The following is a 16,216-nucleotide window of genomic DNA, read 5'->3' as shown; positions in this document are numbered from 1 at the left end:
CTCGCGCCTGCTTCGATGACCCGCGCGCGAGTCGAAGTCCGGCGCGCCGTCGGGTGGCGCGGGCTGACGGGTCAGGGCGTGAGCGGCTGCTGACGCACGTGGGGGACGACCATCGGCGTGCCCGACTGCGGGTCGTCGACGACGTCGCACGCCAGGCCGAAGACCTCTTCGACGAGCTCGCTCGTCAGCACCTGCGCGGGTGGACCGTCGCCGCGGATCCTCCCTTCGTGCATGACGACCAGACGTGAGGCGAAGCGCGCCGCCTGGTTGAGGTCGTGGAGCACGGCGACGATCGTGCGGCCCTCGCGGTTGAGCCCGGCGAAGAGCTCGAGCAGCTCGTACTGGTGCGCGATGTCGAGGAAGGTGGTGGGCTCGTCGAGGAGGATCACCTCGGTGTCCTGCGCGAGGACCATCGCGACCCAGGCCCGCTGCCGCTGACCACCGGAGAGCGTCGCGACCGGGGTGTCGGCGAGATCGGTGAGGTGGGTGCGATCCAGTGCCGCGGCGATCGCCCGATCGTCGTCCGGCGACCACTGCCGCAGCAGGCTGTGGTGGGGGTGCCGGCCGCGCGTCACGAGCTCGCCCACGGTGATCCCCTCCGGGGCGATCGCGCTCTGCGGCAGCAGCGAGACCCGTTGTGCCACAGCGCGTCCGCGCATCCTGTGCAGGTCGTCGCCGCCGAGCTCGACCCGGCCGTCGGACGGCTGGTTGACCCGGCAGAGCGCCTTGAGCAGCGTCGACTTGCCGCAGCCGTTGGGCCCGACGACGACGGTGAAGTCGCCGCGGGCGATGTCGAGGTCGAGCCCACGGATCACCGGCTCCCCGCCGTAGCCGACGGTGATCTGGCGGGCGCTGACGAGCGAAGGGGAGGTCATGTCGCCTTCTTCCATTCGGAGACGAGCAGGGCGCCGAGGTAGACGCCGCCGATCGCGAGCGTGAGGATGCCGACGGGCAGCCCGTCGAAGAGCGGCACCTGCTGGGTGGCCAGGTCGGCCGCCGACAGCAGGAGGGCGCCGGTCACGGCGGACAGCCCGAGCAGCGGTCGGGCGCTGCGGGCCAGCCGCCGGGTGACGTGCGGCGCGGTGAGCGCGACGAAGGCGATCGGCCCGGCGACGGCCACCGCCCCGCCGGCGAGCAGGACCGACAGGAGGACCGCCCTTCGTCGCACGGCACCGGAGTGCACGCCGAGCGAGGCGGCCACCTCGTCGCCCATCTCGGTGAGGCCGAGGGGGACCGACAGCAGCGCGAGCGGCACCGCGGCGACCGCGAGGACCAGCCAGATCGTCATGACGTGGTCCCAGCCGCGCGCGTTGAGGCTGCCGTTGAGATAGGCCGACAGGACCGTCGCCTTGTCGCGCGCGACGACGTAGACGACGTACTGGGTGAAGGCGTAGGCCATCGCCGAGACCCCGATGCCTGCGAGGACCATGCGCATCGGGTTGGACAGCCCGGTCCCGGTGCTCACGGCGACGAGCCCGACGGCCAGCGCCGCGCCAGCCACCGAGCCGAGGACGATGGACGTGGCGCCGGGCAGGAGCAGCCCGACGAAGGCGGCTCCGGCACCCGCGCCCGCGCTCACACCGATGACATCGGGGGAGCCGAGCGGGTTGCGGGTCACGGACTGGAAGAGCGCGCCCGAGGCACCGAGCGCGGCGCCGGCACCCAGCGCGACGAGCAGGCGCGGGCCGCGCAGGTGACCGAGCACGAAGTTGGCCTTGCCCGTCGCCTCGCCACGAGCCACCTCGACGATGCCGGCCGGCAGGTCCGCCAGTGCCACGCCGAGGCCGCCCATCGTCAGTGTTGCCAGGGCCGTCGCGACGACGAGCCCCACGAGGACGAGGCCGAGCGCACTCGCCCGACGGCGGGCCGGAGCGAGGGTGCTCATGCCTGTGCCTTCCGGCCGAGCCGGCGGACCGCGAGGAGCAGCACGGGAGCCCCGACGAAGGCGGTGACGACCCCGACCATGAGCTCCTGCGGTCGCAGCACGATCCGGCCGATGATGTCGGCGCCGAGCAGCAGGGTCGGGCCGACGACGAGGCAGCCGAGCAGCTGGGCGCGCACGTCGAGGCCGACGAGGGCACGCGCGATGTGCGGCACGGCGAGACCGACGAAGGCGATCGGCCCGACGGCCGCGGTCGCCGCCGCGCACAGCAGCGTCGCGGCCCCGAGGGCGGCGGTGCGTACCAGCGCGGTGTTGACCCCCAGGCCCGCGGCCGCCTCCGTCCCGAGGGCGAGCGCGTTGAGGCTGCTCGCGCAGAGCAGCGCGAGCACCAGCCCCACGACGACGAAGGGAGCGACCGCCCGCAACTGGTCGAGGCCGCCGTCGCCGAGCGAGCCGACGACCCAGAAGCGGTAGTTGTCGAAGTGCCTCGGCAGGGACAGCGCGATCGCCTGGACGTAGGCGGTGAGCACCGCCGCCACGACGGCACCGGCGAGGACGAGCCGGACCATGCTGGCGCCGGTGTCGCCGGCCGTGCCGATGGTGTGGACGACGAGGGCGGCGATGCCGCCCCCGAGCAGGGCGACCCATGCGGAGGCGACCGTGCCGGTGGAGATGCCGAGCCACACGCTGGCGCTCACCATCGCCGCGGCGGCGCCCGCGTTGATGCCGAGCAGGCCGGGGTCGGCGAGCGGGTTGACGGTCACCGCCTGCATGAGCGCGCCGGAGACCGCCAGGGCCGCGCCGACCCCCATGGCGAGCAGGGTGCGCTCGATCCGGGCATCGAGCACCGTCGCGAGGTAGGCGTCGGGGCGGCCGGTGAGCGCGTCGACGACCTCGGGCAGCGAAGTCGACTTCGAGCCGACGGCCAGCGAGGTCAGGGCGACGAGGGTGAGCACGGCAACGCACCCCACGAGGACCAGCGCGGTCCGTGGGGTGCGTCGTGCCGTGGGGCGCGAGGTCACGCGGCGGAGGCTACTTCTTCTCGGCCTTGGCGATGGCCGCGTCGATCATGTCCGGGTACGTCTTGAGGGCGTAGGGCACGGTGAGCGGGTTGATCATCGACGAGGCGGTGACGAAGGCGTTGTCCTCGCTGGAGACGACGGCACCGGCCTTGATCGCCGGGATGGAGGCGTAGAGCTTGTTGTCGAGCGCCTGCTTCTTCGCCTTGGGGTCGCTGTAGAAGGTGAAGATCAGGTCGCTGTCGTTCAGCTGGTCAGCATTCTCGTAGCCGATGACCGCCGAGTCGGTGCCCTCGGTCTCCTTCATCTTGTCGACCGCCGGGTCGCTCTTGAGCCCGAGCTTGCGGACCATGTCGGCACGCTGCTCGGTCGGCTTGAAGACGCCGAGGGTGTCGGGCGTCGTGTAGACGTAGCTGAAGCTGTAGTTCTTCCAGTCCGGGTGCTTCTTCGCCTCGTCGGCGAGCTGCTTCTCGAGGTCGTCGACGAGCTTGTCGGCGTCCTCCTCCTTGCCCAGGGCGGTCCCGATCGTCTCGATCTGCTCGTCCCAGTCGATGCTCCAGGCCTGGTCGGGGTAGGCGACCGTCGGGGCGATCTCGCTGAGCGAGTCGTACTGCTCCTGGGTGATGCCCGACCACGGGGCGAGGATCACGTCGGGCTCGAGCTCGACGATCTTCTCCATGTCGAGCTCCTCGCCGGCGCCGACGAACTCGGGCAGCTCGCCCCCTTCGTCCGTGACGGCCTCGTGGACCCACGGGGTGTAGCCGGTCTTGTCCGCGGCCCAGGCGTACTCCTCCATGCCGACGGGGATGGTGCCGAGGGCGATCGAGGTCTCGGTGGAGCCCTGGCCGAGCGTGACGACCTTTTTCGGCTCTTCGGGGATCTCGGCGGTGCCGAGGGCGCTCTTGATGGAGACGGGGAAGGCGTCGCCCCCGCCGCCGGACGTCGCGTCGGCGTCCGAGCCGGAGTCGGAGCCGCAGCCGGCGAGGGCGAGCGGGGCGGCGAGCAGGAGCGCGGTCGTGGTCGCGCGCAGGCGGTTCAGGGGCATCGTCGTCGTCCTTGCGAAGGGGAGGCCGGTCCCGTGACCGGCTCGAACGTTAGGAGACCCTAACCTAACCTTCGGTGGTCACGACGCAGGGGGTCAGTCCGTGGCGCCATCACGTCGGTGGACCCGGTGCCCGTCCGGGTCGAAGATCATGACGACCTCGGCCGGGCCGTCGACAGCGACGAAGGCGTGCGGCGTCATCGTCTCGAACTGCGCTGCCTCGCCGGCCTCGACGCGCACGACGCGCTTGCCGAGGGTCAGCTCGACGCTGCCCTCGAGGACGAAGAACCAGTCGTGACCCGGGTGCACCCGTGGCTGCGGGCGGGGGCCGGGCTCGAGGCGCACCTTCATCGCCGTCGTCGTCGCCGTCGCCTTGGTGAGCACCCACGTGGTGCGGCCGTGCTCGCGGGTCGGTGTCGGGCGGATGACGACGTCCTCGTCGTCGTCCTCGGCGAGCAGGGTCTCGACGTCGGTGCGCAGGGCGCGGGCCAGGGGGAGCAGGACATCGAGGCTGATCGCTCGCTTGCCGGTCTCGATGCGACTGATCGTCGAGGGGCTGAGGTGGGAGCGCTCGGCGAGGTCGTCGAGGGAGAGGGACTGGGCGCGGCGCAGCCCGCGCAGTCGGGTCCGGACGGTCCGCTCGATCTCGCTCACGGTGCTCCTCGGGGGCCGATGTTGCCTTGCATATTCTGCAAGCAAGTATGCACTATCCGTCAGGCGCATCTACGGTGGACATCATGAGCGCACAGTCCCAGCACCCCGCCGTCCACGACCACGGTGCCCACCACGCGAGCCACCCCGTCATCGAGCGCCACGTCGACGTCGCCGTCGTCGGTGGGTCCGCCGCCGGCCTCGCGGCCGCCCTGCAGCTGTCGCGGCAGCGTCGCTCGGTGCTCGTCGTCGACTCCGGCGAGCCGCGCAACGCCCCGGCCGCGCACATGCACAGCTACCTCGGGCACGAGGGGCGGCCGCCGGCCGACTTCCTGCGCATCGCCCGCGAGGAGGTGCGCTCCTACGGGGCCGAGGTCCTCACCGGTCGGGTTCTCGAGGTCACGCGCGAGGAGGACGGCTTCCGCCTCGGCCTCACCGGCGGCCACGTCGTCCACGCGCGCCGCGTCGTCGCCGCGACCGGCCTGACCGACGAGCTGCCCGACGTGCCCGGTCTCGCCGACCACTGGGGCGGCGCGGTCATCCACTGCCCCTTCTGCCATGGCTACGAGGCGCGCGACGGGCGGATCATCGCGCTCGTCACCTCGCCCATGGGGCTGCACCCGCTCCCGCTGCTGCGCCAGCTCACCCCTGACCTCACCGTGCTCGTCCACGCCGGGGTCGATGTCGACGAGCCCCAGCTGCAGGCGCTGCGTGCCGCCGGCGTGACCGTCGTCGTGCAGCGGGCGGACGCGGTCCTCAGCGACGCCGACGGGGCCCTGCGCGGCATCCGGCTTGCCGACGGGTCCGAGATCTCGGCCGACACGATCCTCGTCGGGACGCGTCTGCACGCCCGGGTCGCCCCCTTCGCCGGGGTCGGCCTCGAGGCCACCGATCACCCCAGCGGGGTCGCGACCCACGTCGTCGCCGACCTGATGACCGGAGCCACCGACGTGCCCGGCCTCTACGCCGCCGGCACGCTCGCCGAGCCGATGCTCCAGGTGCTGCCGACCGCGGCGGCGGGCAGCCGGGTGGGCTCGATGGTCAGCTTCGACCTCGCGCAGCAGGACCTCGAGCGGGCCGCGCGGCCCAGCGCCCACGCCGCCGACTGGGACGGCCGCTACAGCGGCGACCTGCAGTGGAGCGGCAACCCCAACGGCTCGCTCGTCGCCGAGGCCACCGGGATGACCCCCGGCACCGTCCTCGACGTCGGCGCCGGCGAAGGGGGAGACGCCATCTATCTCGCGGAGCAGGGCTGGCAGGTGACCGCCAACGACATCTCCGCTCTCGCCCTCGACCGGGTGCGGGTGGCCGCGGCCGGCCGCGGCCTCGAGGTGGGTCTGGTGCAGGCCGACGCCAACGCTGCGGCCCCCTTCGGCGCCGAGCGCTACGACCTCGTCACCGCCGCCTATGCATCGATCCCGCGCACGCCCGACGGCCGCGGCATCGCCAACCTGCTCGGCGCGGTGGCCCCGGGCGGCACCCTGCTCGTCATCGCCCACGACCAGCACGACATGGGGTTGGCGGCGGCCGCCCCCGAGCAGACCCGCCCCTTCGACCACGAGGCGTATGTCGACACGGACGCCATCGCGGCAGCCCTGGCCGGTGCGCCGGGCTGGGCGGTCGAGGGCCACGAGCGAAGGGAGCGGCCCGCCGGTGCCGTGTCGACCCACCACGTGCACGACGTCGTCCTGCGGGCCCGGAGGGTCGGCTGACGGGTGCGACAATCGGGCCCATGAGTCCCGCCCCCGACGCCGCCCAGCGGCAGGCCGCCGCCTCCCTCGAGCTGCGCAAGCGCATGCGCCTGGTCGAGGACGAGATCCTCTCCCGCGCCCCCGAGCACGACCTCGAACCGAGCCTCGACCGCATCCGCGCGGTCATGGACCTGCTCGGGGAGCCGCAGCGCACCTTCCCCGTCATCCACGTGACGGGGACCAACGGCAAGACCTCGACCGCCCGGATCATCGAGTCGGTGCTGCGCGAGGCAGGCCTGAAGACCGGGCGCTTCACCTCGCCGCACCTGCAGGACATCCGGGAGCGGATCACCATCGGCGGCGAGCTGATCAGCCGAGAGGCCTTCCTCGACGCATGGGCTGACATCGCTCCCTTCGTCGACGCCGTCGACACCCGCTCGGTCTCCGAGGACGGGCCGCGGATGACCTACTTCGAGGTGCTCGTCGCGCTCGCCTACGCGGCCTTCGCCGACGCGCCCGTCGACGTCGCGATCGTCGAGGTGGGCATGGGCGGCTCGTGGGACGCGACGAATGTCGTCGAGGCCGACGTCGCGGTCATCACGCCCGTCGGCATCGACCACCAGCACTTCCTCGGCAACTCGATCGAGGAGATCGCGACCGAGAAGTCGGGGATCATCCACCCCGATGCCATCGCCGTGAGCGCACCGCAGGAGCCCGAGGTGCTCGCGATCCTGCGCGACCGCGCGGAGGAGGTCGGCGCGCGACTGCTCGTCGAGGGGTTGGACTTCGGGGTCCTCGAGCGCGACGTCGCCGTGGGCGGCCAGATGATCTCGCTGCGCGGGATCGCCGGCGACCACCCCGACCTCCTGCTCAACCTCCACGGGGAGCACCAGGCGAGCAATGCCGCGCTCGCCGTGGCCGCGGTCGAGGCCTTCCTCGGTGGCGGCGAGCAGCCGCTCGGCGAGGAGGTCCTCGCGGCCGGTCTCGCCGCGGCGACCTCGCCCGGTCGTCTCGAGATCGTCCGGCGCAGCCCCACGGTCATCGTCGACGCGGCGCACAACCCGCACGGCGCAACGGTCCTCGCGACGGCGCTCAAGGACTCCTTCACCTTCACCCACCTCGTCGGCGTCGTCTCGATCTTCAAGGACAAGGACGTCGTCGGGATCCTCGAGGCCCTCGAGCCGGCGCTCGACGAGATCGTCGTCACCCGCTCGACGTCGCCGCGCGCGATGCGACCGGACCGCCTCGGCGAGATCGCCGCAGAGGTCTTCGGCGACCACCGGGTCACCGTCGTCGAGGAGCTGCCCGACGCGCTCGACCGCGCCGCCCAGCTCGCGGACGACGGGGGAGTGGCCGGTGGTGTCGTCGCCACCGGCTCGATCGTCACCGTCGGCGAGGTGCGGCTGCTGCTCGGGGTGACCGACGTCGAGGCGCCCGTCGCGCCGCCGGTCGAGGTGCCCGTCGAGGTCGAGGACGAGGGCTGACCTACCCTTGTCGACCGTGACTCCCGACCAGCCGCCGCGCCCGCAGGGCAAGTTCACCTGGCGGATGCTCGCCACCGTCCTCGGCGCGCAGTCGCTCGTCATCTTCTTCGGTGCCCTGACCAGCCGGGGCCTGGACCCCGACCAGGAGCCGGTGGTGGCGGGGCTGACCCCCTTCGTCCTCATGTGCGTCCTGGCCGTCGTCGCCCTCGTCGGCGCCGGCCTGATGAAGCGGCCCTTCGGCATCGCCTTCGGATGGGGCGTTCAGGTGCTGTCCATCCTCTGCGGGGTCTTCGTGCCCATGATGATCCTCGTCGGCGTGATGTTTGCGGTGCTCTACGGCTACTGCCAGCGGATCGGCCGCCGCATCGACCGTGAGCAGGCCGCCCAGGCCGCGACCCAGCAGGAGAGCTGACACCCGTGGACTTCTTCACCGCGATCATCCTCGGCCTCGTCCAGGGGCTGACCGAGTTCCTCCCGATCAGCTCGAGCGCCCACGTCTCGATCGTCGGGCAGCTCATGGGGCAGGAGGACCCCGGCGCCGCCTTCACGGCGATCACCCAGCTGGGCACCGAGGCCGCCGTCGTCATCTACTTCTGGCGTGACATCACGACGATCATCCGCAAGTGGTTCCTCGCGCTCGCGGGCAAGGTCGCCAAGGACGACCCCGACGTGCGCATGGGCTGGCTCGTCATCATCGGCACCATCCCGATCGGTCTGCTCGGTCTGCTCTTCCAGGACCAGATCGAGTCGACCCTGCGCAGCCTGTGGATCACCGCGACGATGCTGCTCGTCTTCGCCCTCGTCATCATGGCGGCCGAGCGGGTCGGCACCCAGCGCCGCGAGCTCACCGACCTGACGTGGAAGCACGGCATCCTCTACGGCCTCTGGCAGGCGCTGGCGCTCGTCCCCGGCGTCTCCCGCAGCGGCGGCACGATCGCCGGTGGTCTCTTCATGGGCTACACGCGCAAGGCCGCGGCCCGCTACAGCTTCCTCCTCGCGATCCCGGCGGTCATCGCCTCGGGTGGCCTGCAGGTCGTCAAGATCGCCGGCGGTGAGGGCACCGGCGAGACCGGCTGGGGCCCGATCCTCGTCGCGACGGCGATCGCCTTCGTCGTCGGCTACGCCGTCATCGCGTGGTTCATGAAGTTCATCGAGACCCACACCTTCACGCTCTTCATGGTCTACCGGATCGTCCTCGCGCTCGTGCTCTTCGCCCTGCTGGGTACGGGTGTGCTCGCGGCGTGACTACGCTGACCCCGTGACCGAGACTGTGCAGACCGAACGTTCCCTCATCCTCGTCAAGCCCGACGGCTTCCGCCGCGGCCTCACCGGCGAGGTGATCCGCCGGATCGAGGCGAAGGGGTACACCCTCGCGGCCCTCGCCGTCGTCACCCCGACGCGTGAGCAGCTGGCCGCCCACTACGCCGAGCACGAGGGCAAGCCCTTCTACGAGCCGCTCCTCGACTTCATGTCCTCCGGCCCGGTCGCGGCCGTCGTCATCGAGGGCCAGGAGTGCATCAAGGGCTTCCGCTCCCTCGCCGGCGCGACGAAGCCGACCGAGGCCGCCCCCGGCACGATCCGCGGCGACCTCGGTCGCAAGTGGGCGGGCACCGTGGACGAGAACATCGTCCACGGCTCCGACTCCCCGGAGTCCGCTGCCCGCGAGATCGGCATCTGGTTCCCGAGCCTCTGACGTGGGCACGGGAGCGCGAGAGGCGCGCCCGCGGGCGCGGCTGCGCTTCTCGCGCGACCTGGCCATCGACCTCGGGACGGCCAACACCCTGATCCACCACCAGGGGCGCGGCGTCGTCCTCGACGAGCCGAGTGTCGTCGCGGTGAGCGCCGAGACCGGTGAGCTCGTGGCCGCCGGGACCCGGGCCAAGGAGATGCTCGGGCGCACCCCCGGCGCCGTGCGCGCGGTGCGACCACTGCGCGCCGGGGTCATCAGCGAGCCCGACGCCGCCGAGCAGATGCTGCGGTGGTTCACCGACCGGGTGGGCATGTCGAGCGTCTTCCGCCCGCGCGTCGTCGTGTGCATCCCGAGCGACATCACCGGCGTCGAGCGGCGCGCGGTCGAGGAGGCCGCGCTGCGCGTCGGCGCCCGCCGGGTCTACCTCGTCGAGGAGCCGATGGTCGCGGCGATCGGGGCGGGTCTGCCCGTCACGGACACCGAGGCCTCGATGGTCGTCGACATCGGAGGCGGCTCCACCGACGTCGCCGTCATCGCCCTGGGCGGCATCGTCGCCTCGCGCAGCACCCGCACCGCCGGGGACGCCGTCGACGACGCGATCGTCGACCACGTGCGCCGCAACCTCTCGCTGCTCCTCGGCGAGCGCAGCGCCGAGCACATCAAGATCGAGGTCGGCTCCGCCTTCCCGCTCGCCCGCGAGGTGAGCACCCGCGTCCGCGGCCGCGACCTCGTCACCGGCCTGCCCAAGACCGTCGACGTCGGCTCCGCGGAGATCCGGCGGGCCATCGCCGGGCCGGTCGGGGAGATCGTCCAGCTGGTGCGCGACGTGCTCGACCGCTGCCCGCCCGAGCTCGCCGGCGACGTCCTCGAGCGCGGCGTGACGCTCACCGGCGGCGGAGCGCTGCTGCGTGGCCTCGACGCCCGGCTGCGCCACGAGCTCGGGGTGCCGGTGCGAGTGGCCGAGGCGCCCCTGCGCGCCGTCGTGCGTGGCGCCGGCCGCTGCGTCGACGACTTCGCCGCGCTGCAGCCCGTGCTCGTCGACGGCCACCGCTTCTGATGCGACGCCGTGCCCTGCCGGCGCTGCTGGTGCTCACCGTCCTCGTCCTGCTGGCGGATCTCGCGGGCGCGCCCCTGGGTCCGGTGCGGGGCGTCGGCGACGCGGTCCTCGGTCCGGTCGAGCGGCTCGTGGCGCCCCGCCCCGACGACACCGACCGGGTGCGGGCCGACAACATCCGCCTGACCGAGGAGGTGCGCCGGCTGCGGGACCGCGAGGACACGTCGGCGCAGGCCGAGCAGCTCGACACCGGCGATCTCCCGACGGTCACCGCGCGGGTCGTCGCGCTCGACCGCGCCGGTGCCTCCGGCCCCGAGCGGATCACCCTCGACGTCGGCCGCCGCGACGGGGTGCGTGCCGGCGGTGCGGTCATCGCTCCCGGCGGCCTCGTCGGTCGGGTGGTCTCGGTCGGCGAGTGGAGCGCCGACGTCAGCGTCATCGGGGCTCCCGGCTCCGGCGTCGGCGTGCGCACCGGCTCGAAGGGGGTCATCGGCACCCTGTCGGGCTCCGACCCGACGACCGCGCACGGCGCCGACGAGCTCGTCATCACCCAGCTGACCCGTGACCGTGTGCGGCCCGGCGATGCCGTGACGACGCTCGGCAGCCCCGGTGCCCGTCCCTACCCGCCCGGCGTCGCCGTCGGCGAGGTCACCCGCGTCGAGCGGGCGCCGGGACGCCTCACCGACACCGCCGTCGTCCGCCCGGCCGTCGACCTGGCCACCGTCGACGTCGTCGCGGTCGTCACCGGGCCCGGCCGCACGAGCGGGCGCACGTCGTGACCGGGCTGCGCTGGCCGGTGCGCCTGCTGCTGCTCGCCGCGGGGCTCGTCGCCGTGCTCGCGCTCGGCGCCCGTGGGGTGCTCGCCCCGCCCGACCTCGTCGTCATCCTCGTCGTCGGGGTCGCGCTGTCGGCTGGGTCGACCTCCGGCGCCGTCCTCGGCCTCGTCGGCGGCTGGTTGCTCGACCTGGCGCCCCCGGTCTCCAGCCCGCTCGGCCTGACCGCCCTCGGCTACGCCGCGGCCGGCTGGGTCGCGGGTCTGGCCCGCCGCCGCTCGGGGCACCCCTGGTGGTGGCCAGTGCCCGTCGTCGCCCTCGCCGTGGTCGTGACCCGGGTCGCGCCCGTCCTCGTCGACCTCGGCAGCGCGCGACCGATCGCGTGGGGCTCGCTCGCCTGGCAGGTCCTCGCGACGGCCACCCTCGGCCTCGTCCTCGTCGGGCTCGTCGAGCGGCTCGAGGCCACCATGGTCACCCGCAGGTGGGCATGAGACGGCGCGGGTCGCGGCTCCAGGTGAGAATGCTCGCCTCCCTCGCGGTGCTCACCCTCCTCGCGGGCGTGCTCATCGGCCGGCTCGGCCAGCTGCAGCTCACCGACCACCCGGCCGGGGACGCGGTCGTCGCCGGCCCGGGCACCGCGACCGTGCACCTGCCCGCCCTCCGCGGGCGCATCCTCGACCGCGACGGACGCCCCCTCGTCGACAACGCCGTGCGCACGGACGTCACCATCGACCGGCGGACCCTCGCCGACGCCGAGGACGGGGGCCGGGCGACGGTGCGCCGCCTCGCGCAGGCGCTGGACCTCCCCTTCGACCGGCTGTGGGGACGCACGACGCTGTGCGGGGCGCCCGGGGCCGCCGACCCGCCGTCGTGCTGGTCCGGCTCCGCGCTCGTGCCGGTGCCGGTCGCCGAGGACGTCAGCGCGCGCGACGCGGCAACCCTCACCGAGCGGCCCGAGCTCTACCCGGGCGTCGCCGTGACGACGCAGCCGGTGCGGGCCTACCCGCGCGCGTCCGGTGGCGGCGCACCGCAGACGACCGGTTATCTGGCCCGGGCCGACCCGCAGACCGTCGAGGAGTCCGACGGTGCGATCACGGCCGACGACCTCGTCGGCGTCACCGGTCTGGAGCGGCAGTACGACGCGCAGCTGCGGGGCACGCCGGGGGAGCGGGTCGTGCGGGTCGACGGGCGCGGCGTGGCGGTCGAGGAGGTCTCGAGCACCGACCCGGTCCCGGGGGCCGATCTCGTCACGACCCTCGACCTACCCGTCCAGCGCACCACCGAGCGCGCGCTCGCCGACGGCGTGCGCGAGGCCCGTGACCGCGGCCACCGCGCCGACACGGCCGCGGCCGTCGTGCTCGACCTGCGGGACGGCGGGATCGTCGCCTCCGCGAGCGTCCCGACCTATGACCCCTCGGTGTGGTCCGAGGGGGTCTCGCAGCGGGAGTACGAGCGGCTGACGACGGGGGAGCGCAGCCCGCTCATCGACCGGGTCACCGGGGTGGCGCAGCCGCCGGCCTCGACCTTCAAGGCGGTCACGCTGCCCGGGGCGGTCGCGGCCGGCACCGACCTCGACGACGAGGTCAACTGCTCCGCCTCGCACCGCATCGGCGACCGGGTCTTCAACAACTTCGAGTCGCGGGCCTACGGCTGGATCACCTGGCGCGAGGCGCTCAAGGTCTCCTGCGACACCGTCTTCTACCGGGTCGCCGAGGACGTGTGGCGTGACCAGGGTGGCCTCTCCGCGCGGGACGACGCCGGCGACCCCCTCATCGACACCGCCCGCGACCTCGGGCTCGGCGAGGCGACCGGCATCGACCTGCCGGCCGAGGCCACCGGCCGCATCCCCGGGCGCGCGTGGAAGCGCGAGTGGTGGGAGTCGACGAAGGACGCGTCCTGCCGCGAGGCGAAGCGCGGTCACCCCGAGATCGCCGATCGCACCCGGCGTGCCTACCTCACGGCCCTGGCCGAGGAGAACTGCGAGAGCGGCTACCAGTTCCGCCCCGGCGACGAGGCCAACCTCTCGATCGGCCAGGGCGATGTGACCGCGACGCTGCTCCAGATGGCTCGGGTCTACGGCACCATCGCCACCGATGGCGACGAGCCCAGCCCGCACCTCGGACGCGCGACGGTCGCGCCCGACGGCACCCGCAGCCGCATCGACGTGGCCGACAGCCGCGAGGTCGAGCTGCCGAAGGGAGCCGGGACCCTGCTGCGGACCGCGCTCGGCGACGTCGTCAGCGCCCCCGGCGGCACCGCCCACTCCGCCTTCGTCGGCTTCCCGCTTCGTCAGTGGCCCGTGGCGGGCAAGACCGGCACGGCCGAGGTCTACGGCAAGCAGGACACCGCGTGGTTCGTCTCGTGGGCGCCGACGAGCCGGCCGCGCTATGTCGTCGCGGTCTCGGTCTCGCAGGGCGGCACGGGCGGCGCGACGGCGGCGCCGATCGCCCGCGAGATCCACGAGGAGCTGCGCCGGCACTGAGCGGCCCCGGTCGTTCACCCGGGCATCACCTGGTCGTCCCCACCACGCCACCGGCCCGCCGGGTGCGCAGGGTGTCCTCCTCCCCGTGCCCACGCCACGCCTGACGAGCCTCCTCGCGCTCGGACTCTCCGCGACCCTGACCACCGTGATGCTCCCGTCCTCGACGGCAGCGCCCTCGCCGCAGCCGGGGGGTGAGCGCGCGGACGGCCGGTCCTTCCACCGGCTGGCCACGGTCCCGGCCTATGCCAACACGTCGAAGGACCAGCAGTCGGTCGCCGAGATCTCGACCGTGACCGCCGACGGCAACACCGTCGTCTACACCGACGCCGCGTCCGAGGGCATCGGCTTCGTCGACATCACCGACCCGGAGCACCCGGCGCCCGATGGCTTCGTCGAGGTCCCGGGTGAGCCCACGAGCGTCTTCGCCACCGACGACCGGCTGCTCGTCGTCGTCGACACCTCCGAGAGCTTCACCGACCCCTCGGGCGTCGTCATCGTCCTCGACCCGCAGACGCGCGAGGAGCTCGGCCGTCTCGACCTCGGCGGCCAGCCCGACTCCGTCGACGTGACGAAGGGGGGAGAGCGCGCCTTCATCGCGATGGAGAACCAGCGTGACGAGGAGGCCGGCGACGGTGGTCTGCCCCAGGAGCCGGCGGGCGACCTGGCGATGATCGACCTGACGCAGGACGTCGCCGACCTCGCTGTTGAGCACGTCGACCTCACCGGCCTGTCGGGCATCGACACCTCGCAGGACCCAGAGCCTGAGTACGTGAAGATCTCGCCCGACGGCAGCCGGGTCGCGCTCACCCTGCAGGAGAACAACGCGGTCGTCATCCTCGACGCCGAGACCGGCGAGTTCCGCAACCACTTCTCCGCCGGCTCGGTGGCCCTCACGGGCGTCGACGACGAGGAGGACGGGGACCTGCGCCTCGACGGATCCACCGAGGCGGCGCCCCGCGAGCCCGACGCCATCGCATGGGTCGACGACGAGCACGTCGCGACGGCCAACGAGGGCGACTGGAAGGGCGGCACCCGCGGCTGGACCGTCTTCGACGCTGCGTCCGGTGACGTGACGTGGGACGCGGGGACGAGCTTCGAGGACCTCGCCCACCGCTACGGCCAGTACCCGGAGCACCGGGCCGGCAAGAAGGGCACCGAGCCCGAGGGCATCGCCGTGGCCACCTACGACGGCACGCCCTACGCCTTCGTCGGGTCGGAGCGCGGCAACTACGTCGCGGTCTACGACGTGAGCGACCCCGCGCAGCCGGTCTTCACCCAGCTCGTCCCGTCGACGGTCGGCCCGGAGGGCATCCTGCCGATCCCGAGTCGCGACCTGCTCGTCATCTCCTCCGAGGAGGACAGCGCCGAGGACCTCGTCCGCGGCACGATCCAGGTGCACCGGCTGCAGGACGGCCCGGCGGCCTCGCCGACGCTGAAGTCCGCCGACGCGCGCCCCGCCGACTCCGGCGGCCGTGAAGGAGCGCCCATCACCTGGTCGGCGCTCGGCGCCCTGTCCGCGGTCCCGGGCACGGACGACGAGGTCTACGCGGCCCCGGACAATTTCCTCTCCCCGTCGCGGATCTACACCGTCGACACCGCCTCGCAGCGCGAGGGCGGGCCGGCGACGATCACCGACCAGCTCGTCCTCAGCAAGGACGGCGAGCCCGTCGGCTACGACGTCGAGGGCCTGTGGGCTGACGCGGACGGCAGCTTCTGGCTGGCCGTCGAGGGCACGGCCGTCAAGGGCGGCGGGTCCGAGGGCAACCGACTGGTCCACGTCGACGCGCAGGGCGCGGTGACCGAGGAGGTCGACCTGCCCGTCGGCGTGGCCGCCGGGCTGGGTGGCCAGGGCTTCGAGGGCGTGACCGGCTACGGCACCGGCGACGATGCGGTCCTCTACGCCGCGGTCCAGCGCGCCTCGTCCACCGACCCGAAGGGGGTCACCCGCATCGGCCGCTACACGGTCGCCACCGGCAGGTGGGAGTGGTTCGGATACGAGCTCGAGTCCACCGAGACCGAGGGCGACTGGATCGGCCTGAGCGAGATCACGGCGGTCGACGAGGACACCCTCGCGGTCATCGAGCGCGACAAGCTGGGCGGCCCGGACGCGAAGCTCAAGGCGGTCTACGCCGTCGACCTGCCGAAGCGCAAGGGGGCGAAGGCCGACCGTGCGCGCCTGCCCGTCCTCGACAAGGAGCTCGCGGTGGACGTCCTGCCGCAGCTGCGGGGGCTCAACGGCTGGACCCAGGAAAAGCTCGAGGGCCTGACGATCGCGGGCAACGGCCACCTCTACTCCGTCACCGACAACGACGGTGTCAAGGACGCGAGCGGGGAGACGGTCTTCCTCGACCTGGGATCGGCTGACGAGATCTTCGACCTGCAGGACGACCGCCGGGGCGGACCGGGCCGCGGCCGGGGCCCCCGGGCGCACGTCCGCTGAGCGCACCC

At 73.2% G+C, this 16,216-nt stretch carries 15 protein-coding genes; 10 read left to right on the top strand and 5 right to left on the bottom strand.

What is annotated here, in order from left to right:
• Positions 1–71: 71 nt before the first annotated feature.
• The 5 genes from ACQBJO_RS10995 to ACQBJO_RS10975 form a co-directional block, all read right to left on the bottom strand.
• Entirely contained in the window at positions 72–875 is an 804-nt protein-coding gene (locus ACQBJO_RS10995) for an ABC transporter ATP-binding protein (protein ID WP_255183847.1), read from the bottom strand.
• Positions 872–1,885, bottom strand: coding sequence for a FecCD family ABC transporter permease (locus tag ACQBJO_RS10990; protein WP_421007331.1), 1,014 nt, complete (start codon positions 1,883–1,885; stop codon positions 872–874). Before ACQBJO_RS10990 ends, ACQBJO_RS10995 begins: the two co-directional genes overlap by 4 nt.
• Positions 1,882–2,904, bottom strand: coding sequence for a FecCD family ABC transporter permease (locus ACQBJO_RS10985; RefSeq protein ID WP_421007330.1), 1,023 nt, complete (start codon positions 2,902–2,904; stop codon positions 1,882–1,884). Before ACQBJO_RS10985 ends, ACQBJO_RS10990 begins: the two co-directional genes overlap by 4 nt.
• Positions 2,905–2,914: 10 nt before the next feature.
• On the bottom strand, positions 2,915–3,946 hold the full coding sequence (locus tag ACQBJO_RS10980) for an iron-siderophore ABC transporter substrate-binding protein (protein WP_421007329.1): 1,032 nt from the start codon (positions 3,944–3,946) through the stop codon (positions 2,915–2,917).
• Positions 3,947–4,039: 93 nt separating this feature from the next.
• A complete protein-coding gene (locus ACQBJO_RS10975) occupies positions 4,040–4,597 on the bottom strand; it encodes a helix-turn-helix domain-containing protein (protein ID WP_421007328.1) in 558 nt (185 codons plus the stop codon).
• Between the two features lie 83 nt (positions 4,598–4,680).
• On the opposite strand from ACQBJO_RS10975, the gene ACQBJO_RS10970 reads away from it, so the two are divergent.
• The 10 genes from ACQBJO_RS10970 to ACQBJO_RS10925 all read left to right on the top strand — a co-directional run bounded on the left by ACQBJO_RS10970 (position 4,681) and on the right by ACQBJO_RS10925 (position 16,208).
• Positions 4,681–6,306 carry an FAD-dependent oxidoreductase gene (locus tag ACQBJO_RS10970; protein ID WP_421007327.1) on the top strand — a complete coding sequence of 542 codons (1,626 nt, stop codon included), beginning with the start codon at positions 4,681–4,683 and terminating at the stop codon, positions 6,304–6,306.
• 20 nt (positions 6,307–6,326) lie between these two features.
• Positions 6,327–7,769, top strand: coding sequence for a bifunctional folylpolyglutamate synthase/dihydrofolate synthase (locus tag ACQBJO_RS10965; RefSeq protein ID WP_421007326.1), 1,443 nt, complete (start codon positions 6,327–6,329; stop codon positions 7,767–7,769).
• 16 nt (positions 7,770–7,785) lie between these two features.
• Entirely contained in the window at positions 7,786–8,181 is a 396-nt protein-coding gene (locus ACQBJO_RS10960; protein WP_421007325.1) for a DUF4233 domain-containing protein, read from the top strand.
• Between the two features lie 5 nt (positions 8,182–8,186).
• Positions 8,187–9,014 carry an undecaprenyl-diphosphate phosphatase gene (locus ACQBJO_RS10955; protein WP_255183839.1) on the top strand — a complete coding sequence of 276 codons (828 nt, stop codon included), beginning with the start codon at positions 8,187–8,189 and terminating at the stop codon, positions 9,012–9,014.
• Positions 9,015–9,039: 25 nt separating this feature from the next.
• Entirely contained in the window at positions 9,040–9,462 is a 423-nt protein-coding gene (gene ndk, locus ACQBJO_RS10950) for a nucleoside-diphosphate kinase (protein WP_255186357.1), read from the top strand.
• Position 9,463: 1 nt separating this feature from the next.
• Entirely contained in the window at positions 9,464–10,516 is a 1,053-nt protein-coding gene (locus ACQBJO_RS10945; protein ID WP_421007324.1) for a rod shape-determining protein, read from the top strand.
• The gene (gene mreC / locus ACQBJO_RS10940; RefSeq protein WP_255183837.1) at positions 10,516–11,292 is read left to right on the top strand and encodes a rod shape-determining protein MreC; all 777 of its coding nucleotides are present in this window, start codon (positions 10,516–10,518) and stop codon (positions 11,290–11,292) included. Before ACQBJO_RS10945 ends, mreC begins: the two co-directional genes overlap by 1 nt.
• Positions 11,289–11,777: a rod shape-determining protein MreD gene (gene mreD / locus ACQBJO_RS10935; protein ID WP_255183836.1), complete on the top strand. Its 489-nt coding sequence runs from the start codon at positions 11,289–11,291 to the stop codon at positions 11,775–11,777. The genes mreC and mreD overlap by 4 nt, the downstream gene beginning before the upstream one ends.
• 29 nt (positions 11,778–11,806) lie before the next feature.
• Positions 11,807–13,768: a peptidoglycan D,D-transpeptidase FtsI family protein gene (locus tag ACQBJO_RS10930; RefSeq protein WP_430407103.1), complete on the top strand. Its 1,962-nt coding sequence runs from the start codon at positions 11,807–11,809 to the stop codon at positions 13,766–13,768.
• 85 nt (positions 13,769–13,853) lie between these two features.
• Complete coding sequence (locus tag ACQBJO_RS10925; protein WP_421007322.1) at positions 13,854–16,208, top strand: esterase-like activity of phytase family protein; 2,355 nt, start codon at positions 13,854–13,856, stop codon at positions 16,206–16,208.
• Positions 16,209–16,216 lie beyond the last annotated feature (8 nt).

Source organism: Janibacter zhangyanbonis, from assembly GCF_050507325.1.
Taxonomy (GTDB): domain Bacteria; phylum Actinomycetota; class Actinomycetes; order Actinomycetales; family Dermatophilaceae; genus Janibacter.
The sequence above is the reverse complement of the archived record's forward strand: the minus strand, read 5'-3'. Positions and strand labels throughout refer to the sequence as shown.

Bases quoted from the DNA above. Each gene is read 5' to 3' on its own strand.
- ACQBJO_RS10995 (WP_255183847.1), bottom strand. From the start codon at position 875: ATGACCTCCCCTTCGCTCGTCAGCGCCCGCCAGATCACCGTCGGCTAC.
- ACQBJO_RS10970 (WP_421007327.1), top strand. From the start codon at position 4,681: ATGAGCGCACAGTCCCAGCACCCCGCCGTCCACGACCACGGTGCCCAC.
- ACQBJO_RS10930 (WP_430407103.1), top strand. From the start codon at position 11,807: ATGCTCGCCTCCCTCGCGGTGCTCACCCTCCTCGCGGGCGTGCTCATC.
- ACQBJO_RS10980 (WP_421007329.1), bottom strand. From the start codon at position 3,946: ATGCCCCTGAACCGCCTGCGCGCGACCACGACCGCGCTCCTGCTCGCC.
- ACQBJO_RS10965 (WP_421007326.1), top strand. From the start codon at position 6,327: ATGAGTCCCGCCCCCGACGCCGCCCAGCGGCAGGCCGCCGCCTCCCTC.
- ACQBJO_RS10990 (WP_421007331.1), bottom strand. From the start codon at position 1,885: ATGAGCACCCTCGCTCCGGCCCGCCGTCGGGCGAGTGCGCTCGGCCTC.
- mreC (WP_255183837.1), top strand. From the start codon at position 10,516: ATGCGACGCCGTGCCCTGCCGGCGCTGCTGGTGCTCACCGTCCTCGTC.